Source organism: Micromonospora sonchi (assembly GCF_014646235.1).
Lineage (GTDB): Bacteria > Actinomycetota > Actinomycetes > Mycobacteriales > Micromonosporaceae > Micromonospora > Micromonospora sonchi.
Window position 1 is genome coordinate 31,762 of record NZ_BMNB01000010.1, and the last position, 19,408, is coordinate 51,169.

The following is a 19,408-nucleotide window of genomic DNA, read 5'->3' on the forward strand; positions in this document are numbered from 1 at the left end:
CCGGTCAGGCGCTCTCGCGGAGCACCGGTGCCGACGGGAACAGCGTGCGGTCCGGCTTCGGGCGCTGCTCCAGCACCATGGTCGCCGCCGCCGTGGCGATCCGCCGGACCGGATGGCTCGCCGTGGTCAGCGCGGTCGCCGAGGCCAACGGGATGTCGTCGAACCCGGTCACCGCGACGTCGTCGGGCACCCGCACGCTGTCGGCGCGCAGTTGGCTGATCACCCCCAGCGCGGTCGCGTCGCTGATCCCGACGATCGCGTCGGTGTCCGGCCAGCGGCGCAGCACCTCCCGGGCGGCCGCCCGGCCCCGGGCCGCGCTGAAGTCACCCACCACCTCCCGGGTCGGCAGGCCGGCGTCGCCCAGCAGCCGCCGGTACGCCTGAACCGAGCGGTCGGCGCAGGCCAGCCAGCGGGGGCCGGTGACCATCGCGATCCGGCGGCGACCGCCGGCGTACAGATGACGCACGAGCGAGCCCGTGCCGCCGGCGTTGTCGATGTCCACCGACGGCACGGTGGCCGAGCCGATGCCGATCGACACCGCCCGCCCCCGCAGCCGGAGCGGCACCAGATCGAGCAGTGCGCTGGTGGTGTTGACCAGCACTAGGCCGGCCACGGCCCGGTCGGCGGTGAGCCGGGTCAGCAGCCCCGGCGCGTCCAGCGGCAGCCACTGCACCGTCACGCCCAGACCGTGCGGCGCGCAGACCCGGGCGGCGGCGCTCACCACCTGGTCGACGTAGCTGTCGTCGAGAACCGCCGGGCTGGTGCCGGCCACGGCCACCAGCAGGCGTACGCCACCGCCACGCACCAGTGCCCGGGCCGCCGTGTTGGGTACGTAACCGAGCCGGTCGGCGGCGGTTCGCACCCGCTCGCGGGCGACCGGCGAGGCGAACCCGGTACCCGCGATGACCCGCGACGCCGTCGACCGGGACACCCCGGCGGCACGGGCGACGTCGTCGAGGGTGGCCGGCCGGCCTGCCGTGATCATGATGTACTCCCTGTTGCCGCTCATCCGCCCGATGGTGCGGGCGCCCACCCGCATCATGCCGCGCCCCCGGTCGGCCGGGTAAGCACCTGGAGCCGATTGTGCTGGTAGCGCTTCCAGGTGTGTGATCCTTACCAGCACCTTGCCGAGGAGAGGACCGGAACGTACGTGGACCCCGCCGTCACCACCCCCGTCGTGACACCCCCGCCCAGCCCGGGACCGTCCCGCGCCGTGCTGGCCGCCCGCAACGGCGTCGCGGTGGTGTTCGCGCTCAACGGATTGGCCGTGGCGACCTGGTTCTCCCGGGTACCGGCGATCCGCGACGAGTTGGGCCTCAGCCCCGGCCGGCTCGGCCTGGTGCTGCTCGCCATGTCCGCCGGCGCGATTCTCGCCATGCCCACCGCCGGCCTGGTCACCCAGCGCCTCGGCGCGGCCCGCGCGGTGGCGCTGGCCACCGGAATCCTGGCGCTCGGGCTGACCGTCGCCGGCGTGTCGGCCGGCGTCTTCGGGGCGCTGCCCGGGGTGGCGCTGGGACTGTTCGCCGTCGGCTACGGCTCCGGCAGCTGCGACGTGGCGATGAACATCGAGGGCGCCGCCGTCGAGCGCCGGCTCGGCTGGACCGTGATGCCCCGGTTCCACGCCGCGTGGAGCCTCGGCTCGGTGGCCGGCGCCGGCCTCGGCGCGGGCGCCGCCCGGCTGGGCGTACCGGTCGGCCCGCACCTCGGCGTGCTGGCCGTGCTGGTGCTCGCCGGCACCCTGCTCGGGGCGCGGGCGTTCCTACCGGCCGAGCCCGACGCCGATCCCGGCACCGCGGCCGGCCGGCGCAGGCGGCTGCTCGCCGCCTGGCGTGAGCCGCGGACCCTGCTCATCGGCCTGCTGGTGCTGGCCGCGGCGTTCGCCGAGGGCAGCGCCAACGACTGGCTCGCGGTGGCCTTCATCGACGGGTACGGCTTCAGCGAGGCGGCCGGCGCGGCGGTCTTCGGCGTCTTCGTGGTCGGCATGACGCTGGGCCGCACCCTCGGCACGGTGGCGCTGGATCGGTGGGGGCGGGGACCGGTGCTCGCCACGACCATCGTGCTCGCGATCGTCGGCGCCGGCCTGGCGGTGCTCGCCGGCTCCGGCCCGGTCGCGGTGGTCGGCGTCGCGCTGTGGGGCATCGGCGCCTCGCTCGGCTTCCCGGTCGGCATGAGCGCCGCCGCCGACGAGGAGGAACACGCCCACGTCCGGGTCAGCGTGGTCGCGGTGATCGGTTACACCGCGTTCCTCGCCGGGCCCCCGTTGCTCGGCCTGCTCGGCGATCACGTGGGCACGCTGCGGGCGCTGGTGGTCGTACCGCTGCTGCTGTTGCCGACGCTGTTGCTGGTCCGTGCGGCCCGTCCGCCCGCCGGCACCGGGGTGCCGGCGCGGGCGGGCGCACCGACCCCGGACGCGTGACCGACCGACGGCCCGAGGACCGGCTCGCCAACCAGCCCCGTTGGCGGATCAGCGGACGATCGCCGCGCGGGCTGCCGCGAGGGTCATCGGCGGGCTGTGGCTGGAGACGTGGCGTACCAGTACGCCGGGAAGCTCGGCCCCAGCCGCCGGTTGCAGAGCACCTCCGCACGCAGGTACGGGATGCTCCACGGCCGGGCCGCCTCGGCGCGCAGCAACTCGGCGCCCGTGACGTGACCGACGATCTCCACGTCCGGCCAGGCGCAGGCACCCCAGACGTGGTCCCAGTGGTGGTGGGTGTAGACCAGCCAGCGAGGCGTCGGCAGACCGGCGGCGGCCAACGCCAGCTGGATCTCCCGGGCATGCGACGGGCTCTGCCCGGCGTCGATCAGGACGCTCCCGCGCTCGTCGGCGACCAGCGCGACACCGGCCTGCACGAAATCCGGATCCGGGTCCCCCGCACAAACCCAGACCCGTCCCGCGAGTTGCTGAAACTCGACCACGCCACCACCCCCTTTTCCGCGTACTCGGCCCTCGGCAGCACTTTCGGGGAAGATGCTGCCTCGCCGGCTGATGAGGCAACATCTTCCCTGATGTTGTGCGGATCTTGAGGGTGTCGGGTGGTCAGCGGACGGCGACGACGGCGGCGTCGGGACCACCGCGCCAGAGGGTGCCCACCTCGGTGAAGCCGGCCTTGGTGAGGGCGGCGAGGTGCCAGGAGATCGGCGGGTTCCACTCCGGGCTGTGGCCGGCGGGGTAGATGGCGTGCCGTTGCCGCACCAGGGGGCCCAGCGCCTCGTCCCGTTCTGCCTGCTCCCACCACTGGGACCAGGACAGGGCGGCGCCAGCGGCGTACCGGGCCTGCCGTCGCTCCCGGGCCCGGTCCAGCAGGCGTTCGGTCAGCTTCGGCAGGGTGTCGTCCGGCATGTGGTCGGCGTTGACCAGCAGGCCGCCCGGCCGCAGCAGGTCGTGAACCTCGCCGTAGAGGGTGGCCAGCCGGTCGGCGGGCAGCCAGTGCAGTGCGGTGGCGGTGAGCACCGCGTCGTACCCACGATGCGGCAGGGTGGTGTGCCAGTCGGTGCGGCCCAGGTCGGCGGTGACGATGGTGACCCGGTCGCGCAGCGCGGCGGCGGCGAGGGCGAGCAGGGCGGGGTCGAGATCGACCAGGGTCAGCTCGGCGTCGGGGAAGCGGCGCAGCGCCCGCAGCGAGATCGTGCCGGTGCCGCCGGCCAGATCGAGCAGCCGCGGCGGTGCGGTGTCGCGGATGGCGTCGACCGCGTCGAGCATGGCGGTGAAGCGGTGCTCCCGGTCCGGCAGGTACGCCTCCTGCTGCCGATCCCAGCTTTCCTGCCACGCGTCGACGTCGGCGATGTAAGGACTCATCTCGATCACGCTAGTTACGGGTGTCGGCGCTGTCCAGAACTATTGCCACAGTTTTGCAATTGCTAGAACGGCCCGGCCTGGCGGACGGCGATGGACCGCCCGTCGGTTTAATGGCAAAGTGATGATCGTGGGGTCGACGGTGATGCCGGTCGGCCCCACACCCCTCTCCGGGTGCGTACGGGCGGCGACCCGGCGATGACATGATGTCCCACCGGGCGAGGACCGCCCGGCCGATCGGGACCCGGGAGCCAGCGTGGATCCGCAGCGCACCGCCGCGCACGAGATGTTCGATGCCGATGTCGCGTCCAACCGGCTCGGCATCGAGCTGGTCAGCGCCGGCGGCGGCGTGGCGGTCGCCCGGATGAGGATCACCGCCGACATGGTCAACGGCCACCGGATAGCCCACGGCGGGTTCGTGTTCCTGTTGGCCGACACGGCCTTCGCGCTGGCGTGCAACAGCCACGGCCCGGTCACCGTCGCCGCCAGCGGTGAGATCACCTTCGTCCGCCCGACCCCCACCACTGGGCGCGATGTCGACGCGAGGCGTAGGAGTGCGGCCAGGCGGCAGTAGAGCGAGAAGGGGGCCGGTGGCTAGGCTGCGAGCCATGGCCAGCGACGTGGACACCACACCGCTCGTCGGTCGGGCCGAACTGGTGGCGACGGTGCGTGCCGCGCTGCTCGACGCGGTGGCGCCGGGAAACACCGCCGCCGTCTTCCTCACCGGCGAGAGTGGCGTGGGCAAGACCCGGTTGCTGCGCGAGGTCGGTGAGCGGCTGCGCGACGGGGATGCCCTGGTGCTCACCGGCTCCTGTCTGGACATCGGCGACGCCTCGCCGTTGCACCCGCTGCGCCAGGCACTACGCCGACTCGACGCCGACCTGGCCCCGCCCGACGCTGCCTCGGTCCGTGCGCTGCTGGCGGTGTTCACCGAGGAAGCGACCGGTCCGGACGGCGCGGGCGCGCTGCTGGAGCGGGTCTCCCGGGGGCTGAGCGTGATCGCGGCGGGACGCCCCGTGGTGCTCGTGCTGGACGATCTGCAGTGGCTCGACCGGACCACCCGCCAGCTGCTGCTCTACCTGCTCGCCGGCCTGGGTGACCTCCAGTTGTCGGTGCTCGCGGCGGTGCGTTCGGAGTCCCTCCAGGGCGCGCATCCGCTGCGCCGGGTGCTCACCGAGCTGCGCCGGCTGCGGTCGGTACGGGTGATCGACCTGGCCCCGCTGGACCGGGCCGCGACCGAGCAGCTCGCCGCGGCGGTGGTGCGCCGTCCGCTGGCGCCCGAGGCGGCCGAGCAACTGTGGCGGCGCAGCGGCGGCAACCCGTTCGTCGTCGAGGAACTCTCCCGGGATCTGCGTGACGGCCGGGACGGTCTCTCCGACACCCTGCGTGAGGTCTTCCTGGCCAGGGTGGACGCCCTGCCGGGGCCGGCGCACCGGGCCGTGCACGCGGTCGCCGCCGGGGTGGAACCGGTCGAGCACTGGCTGCTCGCCCAGGTCGTCGGGTTGCCCGAGCACGACCTGCTGGACGCCGTCCGCGCGGCGGTCGCACACCGGCTGCTGGTCGGTTCCGACGACGGCTACCGACTGCGCCACCGGCTGGTCGCGGAGGTGCTGGCGGACGAGCTGCTGCCCGCCGAGCGAGCCGTGCTGCAGCGCCGCTACGCCGAGGCGTTGACCTCGGCGCCGGGCGAGCTGCACCAGGCCCGGCTGGCGCATCACTGGCGGCTGGCCGGCGAGCCGGCGCGGGCGCTGCCGGCGGCGTTGGCCGCCGCCCGGGAGGCCGAGCGACTGTACGGCTACGCCGAGGCGCACCGGCACTGGTCGGTCGCGGTCGAACTGGCCGGGGGCCTGCCCGACGTGGACCACACCGCCCTGCTCGGGCACGCGGCCGAGGCCGCCCACCACTGCGGTGAGTACGCCCGGGCACTGTCCCTGCTGGAGGAACTGGCCGACGCCGACACCGATCTCCCGGCCTGCGAGCTGCACATCCGCCGGGCCCGTTATCTCGCCGCCGCGGGCCGTTCGGCGCTGGCCGAGGCGGAGTACCAGCACGCGCTGGACGCCGCCGACTGCACGCCCCGGCAGCGGGCCACCGCCGCCGCCCGCCTGGCGGAGCTGCTGCTGCACCTGGGCCGGTACGCCGACGCCGGCCAGCGGGCGCGGGAGGCGCTGGCCCTCGCGGAGCAGGCCGACGGGGCCACCACCGAGGTGGTGCTGGCCAGCATGGCGCTGGGCTTCTCCGAGGCGTACCGTCAGGATCCGAACGCCGGGTTGGCCGTGCTGCGCCGGGCGCTGGCGACCGCCGAGCGCGCGGGCCGCCCGGAGGACGTGGCCCTGGCCTACCTGCACTTGGCGGAGCTGCTCACCGGCCCGCTGAACATCCTCGAAGAGGGGGTGGTGGTGGCCCGCCGGGGCGCCGAGCGGGTGACCGAACTGGGGTTGGGCCGCAGCTACGGGACCCGGCTGCTGGCCATCGCCGCCAACGGCCTGTTTCGGGTGGGGCAGTGGTCCGAGGCGGAGAAGGTCGTCGCGGCGGCGCTGCGGCACCGGCCCTCCGGCGCGGACGCGGTCGAGCTGCTGCTGGCCCGGTGCCGGCTCTCGGTCGGCTACGGCGACACCGAGGCCGCCGACCGGGATCTCGACGCGGCGGCCACCATGCTCGCCGACGGCGGGGCCCGGCACGTCATCCCCCTGCTCACCCTGCGCGCCGGGCTGGCGATGTGGCAGCGGCGTCACGACCTGGCCCGGCACGCGGTGCAGCGCGGCCTCACCGAGACCCGCTCCGACGACCTGGTCATTCTCGCCGTGCTCGTCTGGCACGGTCTGCGCGCCGAGGCCGAGGCGTACGCCGGCCGCACGGTCGCGGTCGACGACACCGCGGTGCGCCGACTGCGGGAGATCGCCGACCGGGTGGCCCGCAAGAGCGAGCGGGCGGCCCGGCCGGTACGCGACGTCGTCGACGGGTACCTGGCGCTCTGCGCGGCCGAGGTGAGCCGCCTCGACGGAGCGGACCCGGAGCTGTGGGCGCGGGCCGCCGCCGAGTGGGACCGTCGTAACCACCCGTATCCGGCGGCCTACTCGCGGCTGCGGCAGGCGGAGGCGCTGCTGGCCCGCCGACGCCAGACCGCCACCGCCGGCAAGCTGCTGCGGCAGGCGTACCAGACGGCGCAGGGACTCGGCGCGGTGCCGCTGGCCGAGGAGATGCGTACCCTCGCCGGCCGGGCCCGGATCGGGCTGGAGGAACGCGCGGAGAGCGCGGCGCCGCCGGCCGGGCCGGGCGGCGAGGAACTCGCCGCGCTCACCGCCCGCGAGCGCGAGGTGCTGGCCGCGGTGGCCGAGGGCCTGACCAACAAGGAGATCGGCCAGCGGCTGTTCATCAGCGAGCGGACCATCGGCGTCCATGTCTCGCACATCTTCGACAAGCTGCACGTGCGTACCCGGGTCCAGGCAAGCGCCATCTTCCTGCACAGCCGCCGGTAGGGGTCGGATACGTCGTTCTACTGATGTCGCCGCTCCGCCTGGCTGACAGGCTGAGCGCGGTGCCGGCGAGGTACGGCGGCGCCGGCGACCAGGGCGGAGAAGAAGGCATGGGTGAGCGAGTCACCGGCTTCGGTGCGGTGGTGTTTCACGGCGGCGCGGAGGGCGAGGCCGGCACGATCGAACCGGTCTGGGGGCCGGTGCACCGGGACATCGTCGACCTGCTCGCCGATCACCCGGCCGACGTGCCCGCCGTGGTCGAGCATCTGACCGAGTTGCAGAAGCTGCTGGTCCGGCTGCCTCCGCTGATGGAGAGCTGTCCACTGGCCGACTTCAACCGGCTGTACCTCGTCATCACCAGCAGCGTGCTGGACGGCCTCTACGCCGATCGGTTCGTCGATCCGGTCTTCCTGTCCCGGCTGGACGTGGAGTTCGCCGCGCGTTACTTCGACGCGCTGCGGCTGTGGAGCGACCGCAGCCCCGGCACGCCGAAGGCCTGGGCGTGCCTGTTCGAGCGGATGTGTGGCCCGGACGCGCGCCCGCTGCCCTCGGCGGCGGCCGGCGTGAACGCGCACATCAACTTCGATCTGCCGTTCGCGCTGGTGACCACCTTCGCCCACCTGGAGTCCGAGCCGGTCAACGGCAGCGACCAACACCACGACTATCTGGAGATCAACAAGATCTTCGCCGACAAGATCCCCGACCTGCGTCGGGGCTACCTGGATCGGTGGCAACTGCTCATCGACATGCTCAACGGCAACATCGACGACTGGTATCAGGGTGAGCTGATCGGGTACACGCGCGATGTCGCCTGGCGTAACGCACAACGTATCTGGCGGTGCCGGCACGACCCGGACCGACACGAACGCGAGCGCAAGCGACTCGACAATGCGGCCGCGGCGCTCGGTCGGTTGCTGCTGTCGCCTCTCGGGGCGCTTCTGCAGTAGCCGGGACGGGGGGTCCCCGCGCTCTGCTGCGCGTGGAGCGCGGGGGCGGTCCGACCCGCCGGGCGGCGTCGCCCGGATCGGACCACGGGGGCAAGGGGGGACCACGGGGGACCAGGGGGGACCACGGGGGATCAGAGGGCCGGCCGGCTCCGGGGGGGGTGTCGGCCGGCCCTCACCGGGTACGCCCCCGGCCATGACCGCTGTGCCCCGGCGCCGTCCCGCCGCACGGCCCGGACCCCGCCCCGCCACCCCGCGCCGTTGCACCCGGCCGGGGGAGCGCGTGGCTCGGTGCGCTCCGAGGACATGAGCGCGAATGGCTTAATCATTCATGTATGCCGGTTATCTGCCTTCCTGCGCCATACGGTGCCTCTGGTGGCTGAGGCGACATCAGCCGCTCCGCGCCCGATACCGGTGCGGCCGTGTTTCGCACGAAAGGCAGAAAGCTGATGTCCACGTACGAAGGGAGCCGAGGGCCCGCCACGCCCAGACGGCGGTCCCGTTGGGTGCTGGCCGGCGGCCTGGTGGCGGGCAGCCTGGTGGCTGGCGCGGCGGGCCTCACCGTCGCCGCCTCGGCCGCTGACCGCGACCAACCGGCGCCGCCACCGTCCGGACAGGCCCTGGTCGAAACCGACGTGCTTGGGGCGGACCGGGCGCCGGAGGGCAAGCGGGAGCAGGCACCCGGGTGGGACCGGGACGAGGACGGTGACCAGGCGACCGATCCGGAAAGCGCGCGCAACGGACGCCCGCCGAGTCGAGCGGCGGTGCAGGTGCCCTGCGACTCGGCCCGGCTCATCGCCGCGCTGGTCCAGGCCAACGCCAAGGGCGGTGCCACGCTGCGCCTGGCCCAGGGGTGCACCTATCGCCTGACGCACGCGTTCCGCCAGGTCGACGAGTACGACGGCGGGATCCGCGACGCGCGGGAGGCCGCCGACGCCGCCGAGACCCCCGGCGATGCGGAGGCGCCACCGACGAACCCCGCCGACGACACGGCCGGTCTACCCGTGATCTACCACGGGATCACCATCGAGGGCTCCGGCGCCACCATCGCCCGGGCGGCGGGCGCGAAGAACTTCCGGTTCTTCACCGTCCGCGACGGCGGCGAGTTGACCCTGCGCGAGTTGACCCTGCGCAACGGTCGATCGGCTGCGGACGGTGGCAGCGTCCACATCGTGCACGGCGCGACCGCTGTGCTCGAACGGGTCACGGTCGCCGACAGCACCTCCCTGTCGGCGGAGGGTGGTGGCGGGGGCATCTTCAACGACGGCAACCTCCAGATCACCGACAGCACGCTGGTCGGCAACCGCGCCGCCGGCACCCAGGGCAAGGGCGGGGGCCTGCTCAACGGGGGCGTGATGGTCATGCACCGGACCGAGTTCCGGCACAACAACGCGAACAGCTACGGCGGCGGCCTGGCCAACTACCGGGCGGCCGGGGACGTCTACTCCTCCACCTTCGTCCAGAACACCGCTGAGCAGGGCGGCGGCCTGGCCAGCTTCTCCGCCCGTACCAAGGTCGTCGACAGCCTGGTCGCGGAGAACAGCGCGCAGATCGGCGGTGGGCTGGCCAACTCCGACGCGGTGCTGGTGCTGCGACAGTTGACGGTCCGGGACAATCTCGCCGCCGTCTCCGGCGGCGGCATCTCGACCGTGCAGGGCCTGCTGCCGATGGACGACAGTGTGGTCAGCGGCAACACCACCCGCGGCCGCGGCGGCGGCATCTACGCGGAGAAGTCCAACCTGCTGGTGCGCACCAGCGACGTGACCGGCAACGCCGCCGTGGGTCGGCAGTCCCGGGGCGCCGGGCTGTTCGTCGCCGCCGGATCCGCCAAGCTGTACGACAGCCGCGTGACCGGCAACCGCGCCACCGTGAAGGGGGGCGGCATCCACGCCGAGCGGGCCCAGGTCCACATCGACGAGGAGAGCGTCGTCATCGAGAACGATCCGACCAACTGTCTCGGCAGCAAGGTGCCGATCTCGCACTGCTTCCGCTGAGGGCGTCACTCCGCCCGCCGCCGGTCCCGGTGACCGGAGGCGGGCGGAACCGCGTGGTCGATCCCCGCACCGCCGTCACTGCGAGGGCTGGGGCAGCTCGCAGTCGACTTTCGGGTTGGCGCCGACGTAGTTCAACGGTCCGGCGACGATGGTGACCAGGATGGTGCCGAGTTCGGCGCAGTTGGTCTCCTCGTCGGTGTAGTAGCCGCGCTGGCCGGCGGCGACTGCGCCGATGATCAACCAGATCACGACGAGGACTCCGAATATCGACGTGCCACGCATGGCTCTCCTCCACTCGGGGCGGGTACGAGGTGACCGGCCTTGTACCCACCCCGACCGGAGGCAACACTTTCCCCGATGTTGCTCGGGGTCGTGCCTGTGCCGGCCGGCCAGCGGATGCCGACGGCGGCTCAGCGACGGTTGTCAGGCGTCGCTGCCGGCCTGGGCAGCCAGAATCTTCGCCTGCTGGGGCCAGGTGGCCACGCTGGCCGTGGCCCGCAGCCCGGCACCCCGGATCGTTTCCCGTAGCGCCGCCTCGTCCAGCTCCGCCAGTTGGCGGAAGGTCCGGATTCCTGCGCCGTGCAGGGCGGCGGCCATCTTCGGCCCGACACCCTGGATGCGCCGGAAGTCGTCGTCGGCATCCTCGACAGTGGTGGCGGGAATCTTCTTGGCGGCCGGAGCCCGCTTGGCGGTCGCCTTGCGTCGCGGCGACGAGCCGGCAACGGTCGTCGGCGCGGCCACCTCCTCGACGGGTGCCACGGTCGGTTCCTCCAGGGCGCCCGCCGGTTGGGGCTCCGCGTCCGCCGGTTGGGGTTCGGTGTCCGCCACGGGTGCGGTGACCGGGTCGGGGGTGGGCGCGGTGACCGGGTCGGCCGTAGCCGGCTCCGGCGTGGTGGTGTCCGAGGTCGCAGCGGCCGGGGCGGGTTCGGCGACCACCGCCGGCGCTGGTTCGGTGATGGCCGGCTCAGTAGCCGGTTCGGTGACGGCCGGTTCGGTGACGGCCGGCTCAGTAGCCGGTTCGGCGGCGGCCGGCTCGTTGGTGGCCGCTTCGGCGGGTGCTGCGGTGGTGCTCGATTGTTGGGTGTCAGTGGTCGTGGCTGGTGCCGGCTCGGTCGCCTCCGTGGTGGCGCCGCTCGTCCGCGCGGGCGCATCGTTGCGTCGGCCGCGCAGCAGCAGCCAGCCGCCGGCCAGCCCGGCCAGCAGCACCACGAGCAGTATCAGCCAGTTACCGAAGGACTCGCCCACGGCAAACCTCCCTGAAGTTCACGTCCGGATCGTCGCGAGAAAAGCTCGCCGCAGCTTCGCACACGCGTGGCGGAGGCAACAGCCAGCCTCGGTAACAGTCCGTGCGGACGCACGGAGGGCTACCGCAGGTGGCCGGTACGAAACGGACAGTGTGGGGTTGATCGACAGGGATGAGCGGGCGGGCGCTGGTCGCCGTAGGAGCGTCGCCACGAAGGGCGCATCATCGACCAGTCGTCATGTCACAGAGACATAAAAATGTCCCTGTGACATGACGTGCCTGGTGACAACCGCCCCTGCGCGGCCAGCGGTGATTCTTCACCCGGGGCGACGTGACGGGCGCGGTGGAGGCGGTTCAGTCCTGCTCGCCCCGGTAGGTGTAGAAGTCGTCGACGAACTTGCGACGCAGCGGCGGCACCCGGCTGGTGACCCGGAAGTACCCGCGGGCGCCGAGCAGGGCGAGCCGACCGAAGACCGGCCGGTACATCCGGTCGTCGCCGTTGGTTCCGCTGCGGTTCAACGAGTCGGCCACCCGGGCGAAGCCGTACGGCAGCATCGCGGCCTCGTAGTCGGCGACCGCCTGCACCAGGGTCTTCGCGTCGGCGGCGGCCAGGATCAGCTGACGTCGCAGCAGGTTCGCGTCGCGCAGCGCGGTGTTGGCACCCACTCCGCGTCCGGGTGTCATGGTGTGGATCGCGTCGCCGAGCAGGGTGACGGTGCTGCTCTTCCACGCCGGCACCGGCTCCGAGGTGGAGACCCGGATCGGTAGGGCGCTGCCCGGGTCGGCCCGGCTCAGCAACTCCCGCAGGCGCGGGTGCCAGTTGGCGGTCAGGTCCAGGGCCACCTGGATCAGCTCCGCGCCGCGGCGGCTCATCACGTCGGCGGGGAAGCGGCGGGCGGTGCTCCAGACCACCAGGTTGATGTTGTCCCGGGTGGTGTCGTGGCGCAGCCCGGGCCAGTCGGCGAGCAACGCCGCGTCGGCCGGGGAGACGTCCGGCTTGAGCCGGCCGTGGGCGTCCCACTTGAACTCCATCACGTGCAGCACGCCCATCACGCCGCCGGTGCCGAAGATCAGCGAGATGCCTCGCTGCACGGTCGGCGGAAGTAGCGACCGGGTGTGCTCGGTCAGCGGGATCCGGGTGGCGATGTTGATGGTGCCGGCGTCCCGGATCACCGCGTGCGGCAGATGCTGGCGGCGGACCGCCGAATGCGTACCGTCCGCCGCCACCAGCAGGTCGCCGGTGGCCGTGGTGCCGTCGGCGAAGTGGGCCGTGACGGTGCCGTCGTCGTGCTGGGCGTACCGGGTGAAGGTGCGGTCGAAGTGGACCACGTCCGTGAGCCCGGTCAGCAGCACCTGACGCAGCGTCATCCGGGCCACCGACCGTTCGGTGTCGACCGGATGGCTGTCCGGCCGCAGCGGGAACGACGCCGTGTGGCGCAGCTTCTGATTCAGCACGTTGAAGTAGCGCGGCGAGCGGGCGCAGGTGGCGAGGTAGGTCTTGAACAGCTCTGGCGGCAGACAGTCGCGCAGCGCCCGGCTGCCGGTCGGGCCGATGCCCACCCGGTAGCCGAGCAGCCCGTCCGCACGGGTGCGGTGTCGCTCGTAGACGGCGACACCGATGCCGGCCCGGCGCAGCCCGTGCGCCAGGCAGAGACCGCCCGTGCCGGCGCCGATGATCAGTACGTGCGGGGTTCGGGTCGCCACGATCTCGCCTGGTCAGCCGGCGGCGCGCGGCGCGGGAACATCGGCGGCGTCCCATCGGTAGAAGCAGTTGGCGATCGCGTCGCGCGGCGAGCGCCAGGTGGGCAGGTACGGCGAGGTGTGCGTGGAGAGCCGCTTGTTGACCTGGAGATAGAGCGGGTGGTTGCGGGCCGCCGCGAGGGCGTCCGGGCCGACCTCGTCGGTCTCCATCAGGTGTACGAACAGGTCGTGCAGGCAGTACAGCGAGCGGTGGCGTACCCCGGTCAGACCGGGCAACTCGGTCGAGTCGGACTCGGAGAAGATCTGTCCCACCCGATCCTCCGCGCCCGGGGTGATCCTGCTGACGATGACTAGACGGCTCATCGGACCCCTCTCACCGGTGGTCGTGCCCGGACTCGTCGCCGGGCCACGATCCGCTCACCCTGTATCCAGGACTGTCACCTGCCCGTCAACGGGCCCGGGTGCTGCGGTGACGGCGGTCAGCGGGCCTGGAACGTCGGCCGGGTGTTCGGGTGCCGCGGTGGTCGAGGTGCCGGCCGGCTGGCCCGGCGGATCGGTTCGAGGGTCTCGTCGAGCAGCGCGGTCATCGCGGGGGAGGGCTCCAGGCGCAGCTCCCGGAGCAGCAGATCCCGGTAGACGTAGAAGGCGTGCACCGCCTCGAAGGCGTTGCCCTCGGCGAGATGGATGCGGACGACCAGCCGGTGCGGCGTCTCCCGCAGCGGTTCGGCGGCCATCGCCTCCAGTGCGGCCTCGAGGGCTTCGCCGTGCCGCCCGGCGGCCAGGTGCTGGCCGGCGACCTGTTCGAGCATGTGCAGCCGGAGCTGGCGTAGCCGTTCGCGGTTGGTCAGCACCCAGTCGTCGTACCAGCCGGGGAGCAGGTCGTGGCGGCCGGCGGTGAGCGCCCGCGCGGCGTCGTCCGGCGCCTGGCCGTCGCGTACCCGGGCGGCGGTGACTTCCAGATCGTCGACGTCGACCCGTACCGCCGGGTCGAGACGGACGGTGTCGGCGGTGATGATCAGCGGGCAGTACGGGTCCTGGCGCAGCCGCCACAGCGCGGTCCGCAGCGACGACAGCGCCCGTTCCTCGGTGGCCTCCGGCCACAGCAACCCGGCGAGATGGGTACGGGTCGCGCCGGGCCGCAGCCCGATCAGCGCGATGACCCGTTGCAGGCCCCGGGGCACCAGCACCGGCGTGCCGCGGTGCGTGAGACGGAAGCCGCCGAGCAGGTGCAGCTCCACCTTGACGTTCCGGTGTTCTCGGGCGGGCGGATCGGCGGCCACGTCGGCACCCCCTGAGAAACACGTCGGCTGCGGGTCTCGGTCGGATCCCGGCACGGTCGCCGGGACGCCACCGTCGACTAGCTGGGCCGCGCGCGGATGCGTGCGGAGCTGGGTCAGACCGTCGCGAAGATTATCAATAACAGTTACTCTGAGTCAACATCGATGTCGACAAGCTGACCTTTTGCCATCCGTGAAGTCGGCTCTGAACTGGAACAACCTTGCCGATCATGCGGTCGGGCGCTTTCAGCCTATTCACAGGTTGCGTCAACGTAGCGTCACCATGGACGGTCGTGTCGCTTCGTCTCGATGACGCTCGGGTGACGTCGGCCTCCGCATGGTGTCGGAAGTCGTCAGGACGCCGGGAGGCGTCGCCACCGCACCACGGGGAGGACCGGCATGGATCGAACGGTGATCATCGCGAAGGTGGTACCGAGCGCCCAGGACGCGGTGGCCGAGATCTTCGCCGAGTCCGACACGACCGAACTGCCCCACCTGGTGGGTGTCCGGCACCGGTCGCTGTACCGGCTGCACGACCTGTACGTGCACCTGCTGGAGACCGATTCGCCGGGCGACGGCGCGGTGGCGGCGGCCCGGGAACATCCCGAGTTCGAGCGGGTCAGCGCCCGGCTGCGCCCCTTCATCACGCCCTACCTGCCCGACTGGCGTTCGCCCCGGGACGCCATGGCCCGCTGCTTCTACCGCTTCGACGGACGGTGCTCGTGACCGCCACCGCGCGCGCGGTTAGCCCCGTACACCCGAGGAGGAGACCATGACCGTCACCGACGGCCGCTCGCTGACCGGCGAGATAACCGACATCCTGGTGACCAACTGCGGCCTGGACCCGGACGCCGCTGCCCGCGCGCCGGCCGCCTCCCTTGAGGAGTTGGGGATGGACTCCCTCGCGCTGCTCGAACTCGCCGCGGTCGTCGCCGACCGGTGGCGGGTGACCATTCCCGAGCAGGCCGCCCAGCTGAGCATCCCCGCCGTGGCCGACCTGGTCGCCGGGCGTGCCGACCCGACGATCTCCGGCGGCCCGCCCGCGCCCGCCGATCCGGCGTCCGACGACCCGCCCGGGCACACCGAGAACAGCATCCTCATCGTCGCGCCGCTCGAGCTGGTCTGGTCGGTCACCAACGACGTCGCCGGCTGGCCCAACCTGTTCACCGAGTACGCGAAGGCCGAGATCCTCGGCCGCGACGGTGACACCGTCCGGTTCCGGCTGACCATGCATCCCGACGAGAACGGGGTGGTGTGGAGCTGGGTCAGCGAGCGTACCCCCGATCCGACGACCTGGCAGGTGCGGGCCCGCCGGGTGGAGACCGGCCCCTTCGAGCACATGCACATCCACTGGACCTACCGCCAGGAACCGGAGGGCGTCCGAATGACCTGGACGCAGGACTTCGCGATGAAGCCGACCGCACCGGTGAACAACGCCGAAATGACCGAGCGGATCAACACCAACAGCGTGGTGCAGCTGACGGTGATCAAGGAGCGTATCGAGCGGCTGGCGGGGGAGCGCGGCGCCGGGACGGGGGACGACGATGACTGACCTGGCCATGGTCGCCGCCCGGGACGTGCCCGCCGACCGCCGTCGCGGCGGCGAGCTGCGGGTCCTGCTCGGCCCCCGTACCGTCGGCAGCACCTCCGGCTTCATGGGCGTGGCCACCATGGCGCCGGGGGAGCGCATCGCCGAGCACTACCACCCCTACAGCGAGGAATTCCTCTACGTCGTACGCGGCTCGATCACCGTCGACCTGGACGACGAACCGGTGCCGCTGGCCGCCGGCGAGGCGCTGTTCGTGGCCCGCAACGTCCGACACCGGCTGCGCAACACCGGCCACCTGCCCGCCGAGGTGGTCTTCCACCTCGGACCGCTGGCCCCCCGGCCGGAACTCGGTCACGTCGACACCGAGCCGGCTGAGCAGCGGGAAGCATCGTGACCAGCCGTCGCAGCGTGGTCACCGGCATCGGAGTGGTCGCGCCCGGCGGCGTCACCCGGGACCGGTTCTGGAAGAACCTCACCGAGGGACGTACGGCGACCCGGCGGATCAGCTTCTTCGACCCGTCGCCGTTCCGCTCCCAGATCGCCGCCGAGTGCGACTTCGACGCGTACGCCGCCGGGCTGACCGCCGAGCAGCAACGACGCGCCGACCGGTACGTGCAGTTCGCGCTGGCCTGCGCCGCGGAGGCGGTCGCCGACAGCGGCCTGGAGCTGACCGACGCCGAGCGTGACCGGGCCGGGGTCGTGCTCGGCACCGCCGTCGGCGGCACCATGGCCCTGGAACAGGAGTACGTCACGGTCAGCGACCGTGGCCGGCACTGGCTGGTCGACGCCGCGCTCGGCGGCCCGTACCTCTATTCGGCACTGGTGCCCAGCACCCTGGCCGCCGACGTGGCCTGCCGGTACGGGCTGCACGGCCCGGCGCAGGTCGTCTCCACCGGCTGCACCTCGGGCATCGACGCCATCGGGTACGCCCACCAGCTCATCGCGGACGGTGAGGCGGACATCCTGCTCGCCGGCGCCGCCGATTCGCCGATCTCCCCGGTCACCGTCGCCTCCTTCGACGCCATCAAGGCCACCAGCCCGGACAACGACGATCCGGCGCACGCCTCGCGGCCCTTCGACGCCGACCGGCGGGGCTTCGTGCTGGCCGAGGGGGCTGCGGTGCTGGTGCTGGAGGAGGCCGGTCACGCCCGCCGGCGCGGCGCGCACGTCTACTGCGAGGTCGCCGGCTACGCCAGCCGTAGCAACGGCTACCACATGACCGGGTTGCGCCCGGACGGCCAGGAGATGGGGTTGGCCATCACCGACGCGCTGCGCCAGGCCCGGCTCTGTCCCGAGGACGTCTCCTACATCAGCGCACACGGCTCCGGCACCCGGCAGAACGACCGGCACGAGACGGCGGCGTTCAAGCGGGCCCTCGGCCCGGCCGCGTACCGGGTGCCGATCAGCTCGATCAAGTCGATGGTCGGGCACTCACTGGGCGCCATCGGCTCGATCGAGATGGCCGCCTGCGCCCTCGCGATCGAGTTCGGTGTGGTGCCGCCGACGGCCAACTGGGCCACCCGGGACCCGGAGTGCGACCTGGACTACGTGCCGAACACCGCCCGGGAGGTGCCGGTCGACGTGGCGCTCTCGGTCGGCAGCGGCTTCGGCGGCTTCCAGTCGGCGATGCTGTTCCGCCGGCTCGCCCGGGAGGTGTCGGCGTGACGGAGCGGCGGCGTCGGGCGGTGGTGACCGGGATCGGGGTGGTCGCCCCCAGCGGCGTGGGCGCGGAGCAGCACTGGCGTACCGTGCTCTCTGGCCAGCGCCGCACCGGGCCGATCACCCTCTTCGACGCCAGCGGATACCCGACCCGGCTGGGCGGCGAGGTGGCGGACTTCGACCCGGCCCGCCACATCGACAACCGCACCCTGGTGCAGACCGACCGCTGGACCCACCTCGGGTTCGCGGCCACCCGGCTGGCGCTGGCCGACGCCGGTCTGCCCGAGCAGGCACCCGACCCGTACGGCTGGGCGGTCACCCTGGCCAGCTCCTCCGGCGGCAACCTGTTCGGTCAGCGGGAACTGCAACGACTCTGGTCGTCTCCGGCGCGCACGGTCGGCGCGTACCAGTCGATCGCCTGGTTCTACGCGGCCAGCGTCGGGCAGCTGTCCATCCGGCACCAGGCCAAGGGGCCGTGCGGGGTGCTGGTGACGGAGTCGGCCGGCGGGCTGGACAGCCTCGCCCACGCCGTACGCACGATCCGGCGCGGCGCCTCCGTGGTGCTGGCCGGGGCGACCGAGTGCCCGCTGAGCCCGTACGCGCTGGCCTGTCAGCTGAGTTCCGGGCTGCTCAGCGAGGCGGCCGACCCGGAGCGGGCCTACCGGCCGTTCGACGCCGCGGCCTGCGGCTACCTGCCGGCGGAGGGCGGTGCGGTCTTCGTGCTCGAGGAGTACGGCCACGCGGCGGCCCGCGGTGCCCGGATCTACGGCGAGGTGGCCGGCTGGGGCGCCACCCACGACGCCGTGCACACCTCAGCCACCTCGGCCGGCGACCCACACCAGTACGCCCGGGCGATGCGGCTGGCGCTGGGCCGGGCCGAGGCCGAGCCGGCCGAGGTGGACGTGGTGGTCCCCGACGCGCTCGGGGTGCCCCGCTACGACCGCGCCGAAGCCACCGCGCTGCGGGCGGTCTTCGGCGACGCGGCGCCCGTGAGCACCCACAAGGCGTTGACCGGGCGAGCGCACCAGGGCGGGTCGGCGCTGGACGTGGCCACCGCCCTGCTCGCCTACCGGCACGACACGCTGCCCGCGTCGGCCGGCCCGGAGACCGTCGCCGACGGCTGTGAGCTGGACTTCCTGCGCCAGCACCGGCGTCCGCGTGCCCGGGTGGCGCTGGTCTGCGCGCGGGGCTTCGACGGATTCAACAGCGCGCTGGTGCTGCGCGGGGCGGCACCGGCCGGAGAGGATCGACGATGACGCGAGGACGAGTGGTCTTCCTGGTCCGGGTGCCGGCCGAACGCACCGAGGACTTCCTGCGGGCGTACGAGGCGGTCCGGCACCTGGTCGCCGACGGCGTACCGGGCCACCTGGTCGACCAGGTGTGCCGCTCGTCGACCGACCCGGAACAGTGGCTGATCACCAGCGAGTGGGACAGCCTGGCCGACTTCGAGGCGTGGGAACGCAGCCCCGAGCACCGCGACCTGGTCCGGCCCATGCGGGAGTGCTTCACCGACGCCCGTTCGCTGCGCTTTCACGTCCACGCCCAGACCCCGGTCCCGGCCTGATCGCCTGTGTCATCCGTTGCTCACTGAGCGTCGGCAGACAGAACCGATCCTGCCTCCTCGGGAACCACGTCGGCAATCCCGCCAGTCGGCCGTTTCGGTCAGCCATTTGCATCTGGCAACGTGAATGCGTACTGCCATAGGGTTTAGCAGGCAGAACCCGCGGGCCGTACCCGCGCGCACCGACGTGGGGGTGGCAATTCCATGACCG

The 19,408-nt window shown here is 72.8% G+C and carries 18 protein-coding genes and 1 pseudogene; 11 read left to right on the forward strand and 8 right to left on the reverse strand.

Annotated features, from left to right (window positions below; translation table 11 throughout):
• Positions 1-4: 4 nt before the first annotated feature.
• On the reverse strand, positions 5-985 hold the full coding sequence (locus IEY61_RS12620) for a LacI family DNA-binding transcriptional regulator (protein ID WP_189044087.1): 981 nt from the start codon (positions 983-985) through the stop codon (positions 5-7).
• Between the two features lie 165 nt (positions 986-1,150).
• Between IEY61_RS12620 and IEY61_RS12625 the strand changes: the two genes are divergently transcribed.
• The gene (locus IEY61_RS12625) at positions 1,151-2,416 is read left to right on the forward strand and encodes an MFS transporter (protein ID WP_373293141.1); all 1,266 of its coding nucleotides are present in this window, start codon (positions 1,151-1,153) and stop codon (positions 2,414-2,416) included.
• 83 nt (positions 2,417-2,499) lie between these two features.
• Here IEY61_RS12625 and IEY61_RS12630 read toward each other — a convergent pair whose 3' ends face one another.
• Together IEY61_RS12630 and IEY61_RS12635 are read right to left on the reverse strand one after the other, a co-directional pair.
• On the reverse strand, positions 2,500-2,916 hold the full coding sequence (locus IEY61_RS12630) for an MBL fold metallo-hydrolase (RefSeq protein WP_189043781.1): 417 nt from the start codon (positions 2,914-2,916) through the stop codon (positions 2,500-2,502).
• A gap of 121 nt (positions 2,917-3,037) precedes the next feature.
• Positions 3,038-3,796 (reverse strand): class I SAM-dependent methyltransferase, encoded by a 759-nt coding sequence (locus tag IEY61_RS12635; RefSeq protein WP_189043783.1) that lies wholly within the window; start codon positions 3,794-3,796, stop codon positions 3,038-3,040.
• A gap of 283 nt (positions 3,797-4,079) precedes the next feature.
• Between IEY61_RS12635 and IEY61_RS12640 the strand changes: the two are divergent.
• The 4 genes and pseudogenes from IEY61_RS12640 to IEY61_RS12655 all read left to right on the forward strand — a co-directional run.
• Positions 4,080-4,307, forward strand: a pseudogene (locus IEY61_RS12640) (hotdog fold thioesterase); the annotation flags it as partial.
• 94 nt (positions 4,308-4,401) lie between these two features.
• A complete protein-coding gene (locus IEY61_RS12645) occupies positions 4,402-7,272 on the forward strand; it encodes a helix-turn-helix transcriptional regulator (protein WP_189043785.1) in 2,871 nt (956 codons plus the stop codon).
• A gap of 107 nt (positions 7,273-7,379) precedes the next feature.
• Positions 7,380-8,216 carry a DUF5995 family protein gene (locus tag IEY61_RS12650; protein WP_229705860.1) on the forward strand — a complete coding sequence of 279 codons (837 nt, stop codon included), beginning with the start codon at positions 7,380-7,382 and terminating at the stop codon, positions 8,214-8,216.
• 446 nt (positions 8,217-8,662) lie between these two features.
• Positions 8,663-10,207 carry a hypothetical protein gene (locus IEY61_RS12655; protein ID WP_189043787.1) on the forward strand — a complete coding sequence of 515 codons (1,545 nt, stop codon included), beginning with the start codon at positions 8,663-8,665 and terminating at the stop codon, positions 10,205-10,207.
• A gap of 75 nt (positions 10,208-10,282) precedes the next feature.
• Here IEY61_RS12655 and IEY61_RS12660 read toward each other — a convergent pair whose 3' ends face one another.
• The 5 genes from IEY61_RS12660 to IEY61_RS12680 form a co-directional block, all read right to left on the reverse strand.
• Positions 10,283-10,489, reverse strand: a complete 207-nt coding sequence (locus tag IEY61_RS12660; protein ID WP_189043789.1) for a hypothetical protein — start codon at positions 10,487-10,489, stop codon at positions 10,283-10,285.
• A 141-nt stretch (positions 10,490-10,630) separates the two neighbouring features.
• Positions 10,631-11,452 carry a helix-hairpin-helix domain-containing protein gene (locus IEY61_RS12665; protein ID WP_189043791.1) on the reverse strand — a complete coding sequence of 274 codons (822 nt, stop codon included), beginning with the start codon at positions 11,450-11,452 and terminating at the stop codon, positions 10,631-10,633.
• Positions 11,453-11,804: 352 nt separating this feature from the next.
• Complete coding sequence (locus IEY61_RS12670) at positions 11,805-13,154, reverse strand: FAD-dependent oxidoreductase (protein ID WP_189043794.1); 1,350 nt, start codon at positions 13,152-13,154, stop codon at positions 11,805-11,807.
• A gap of 12 nt (positions 13,155-13,166) precedes the next feature.
• The gene (locus IEY61_RS12675; RefSeq protein ID WP_189043796.1) at positions 13,167-13,514 is read right to left on the reverse strand and encodes a TcmI family type II polyketide cyclase; all 348 of its coding nucleotides are present in this window, start codon (positions 13,512-13,514) and stop codon (positions 13,167-13,169) included.
• Positions 13,515-13,630: 116 nt separating this feature from the next.
• Complete coding sequence (locus IEY61_RS12680) at positions 13,631-14,431, reverse strand: AfsR/SARP family transcriptional regulator (RefSeq protein WP_189043798.1); 801 nt, start codon at positions 14,429-14,431, stop codon at positions 13,631-13,633.
• Positions 14,432-14,827: 396 nt separating this feature from the next.
• Between IEY61_RS12680 and IEY61_RS12685 the strand changes: the two genes are divergently transcribed.
• Genes IEY61_RS12685 through IEY61_RS12710 form a run of 6 tightly spaced genes read left to right on the forward strand, consistent with a single transcriptional unit; the run spans position 14,828 to position 19,200 of the window.
• Complete coding sequence (locus IEY61_RS12685; RefSeq protein WP_189043801.1) at positions 14,828-15,154, forward strand: TcmI family type II polyketide cyclase; 327 nt, start codon at positions 14,828-14,830, stop codon at positions 15,152-15,154.
• A 46-nt stretch (positions 15,155-15,200) separates the two neighbouring features.
• Positions 15,201-15,980 carry an SRPBCC family protein gene (locus IEY61_RS12690; protein WP_189043803.1) on the forward strand — a complete coding sequence of 260 codons (780 nt, stop codon included), beginning with the start codon at positions 15,201-15,203 and terminating at the stop codon, positions 15,978-15,980.
• Positions 15,973-16,371, forward strand: coding sequence for a cupin domain-containing protein (locus tag IEY61_RS12695; RefSeq protein WP_189043805.1), 399 nt, complete (start codon positions 15,973-15,975; stop codon positions 16,369-16,371). The genes IEY61_RS12690 and IEY61_RS12695 overlap by 8 nt, the downstream gene beginning before the upstream one ends.
• Entirely contained in the window at positions 16,368-17,642 is a 1,275-nt protein-coding gene (locus IEY61_RS12700) for a beta-ketoacyl-[acyl-carrier-protein] synthase family protein (RefSeq protein WP_189043807.1), read from the forward strand. Before IEY61_RS12695 ends, IEY61_RS12700 begins: the two co-directional genes overlap by 4 nt.
• A complete protein-coding gene (locus IEY61_RS12705; protein WP_189043809.1) occupies positions 17,639-18,892 on the forward strand; it encodes a beta-ketoacyl synthase N-terminal-like domain-containing protein in 1,254 nt (417 codons plus the stop codon). Before IEY61_RS12700 ends, IEY61_RS12705 begins: the two co-directional genes overlap by 4 nt.
• Positions 18,889-19,200, forward strand: a complete 312-nt coding sequence (locus IEY61_RS12710; protein ID WP_189043811.1) for an antibiotic biosynthesis monooxygenase family protein — start codon at positions 18,889-18,891, stop codon at positions 19,198-19,200. The genes IEY61_RS12705 and IEY61_RS12710 overlap by 4 nt, the downstream gene beginning before the upstream one ends.
• Positions 19,201-19,408: the final 208 nt, after the last annotated feature.

What these genes read in the sequence shown, in the direction of transcription:
- IEY61_RS12655 (WP_189043787.1), top strand. Translation starts at nt 8,663, where the DNA reads ATGTCCACGTACGAAGGGAGCCGAGGGCCCGCCACGCCCAGACGGCGG.
- IEY61_RS12660 (WP_189043789.1), bottom strand. Translation starts at nt 10,489, where the DNA reads ATGCGTGGCACGTCGATATTCGGAGTCCTCGTCGTGATCTGGTTGATC.
- IEY61_RS12710 (WP_189043811.1), top strand. Translation starts at nt 18,889, where the DNA reads ATGACGCGAGGACGAGTGGTCTTCCTGGTCCGGGTGCCGGCCGAACGC.
- IEY61_RS12690 (WP_189043803.1), top strand. Translation starts at nt 15,201, where the DNA reads ATGACCGTCACCGACGGCCGCTCGCTGACCGGCGAGATAACCGACATC.
- IEY61_RS12695 (WP_189043805.1), top strand. Translation starts at nt 15,973, where the DNA reads ATGACTGACCTGGCCATGGTCGCCGCCCGGGACGTGCCCGCCGACCGC.
- IEY61_RS12650 (WP_229705860.1), top strand. Translation starts at nt 7,380, where the DNA reads ATGGGTGAGCGAGTCACCGGCTTCGGTGCGGTGGTGTTTCACGGCGGC.
- IEY61_RS12685 (WP_189043801.1), top strand. Translation starts at nt 14,828, where the DNA reads ATGGATCGAACGGTGATCATCGCGAAGGTGGTACCGAGCGCCCAGGAC.
- IEY61_RS12675 (WP_189043796.1), bottom strand. Translation starts at nt 13,514, where the DNA reads ATGAGCCGTCTAGTCATCGTCAGCAGGATCACCCCGGGCGCGGAGGAT.
- IEY61_RS12645 (WP_189043785.1), top strand. Translation starts at nt 4,402, where the DNA reads ATGGCCAGCGACGTGGACACCACACCGCTCGTCGGTCGGGCCGAACTG.
- IEY61_RS12620 (WP_189044087.1), bottom strand. Translation starts at nt 985, where the DNA reads ATGATCACGGCAGGCCGGCCGGCCACCCTCGACGACGTCGCCCGTGCC.
- IEY61_RS12635 (WP_189043783.1), bottom strand. Translation starts at nt 3,796, where the DNA reads ATGAGTCCTTACATCGCCGACGTCGACGCGTGGCAGGAAAGCTGGGAT.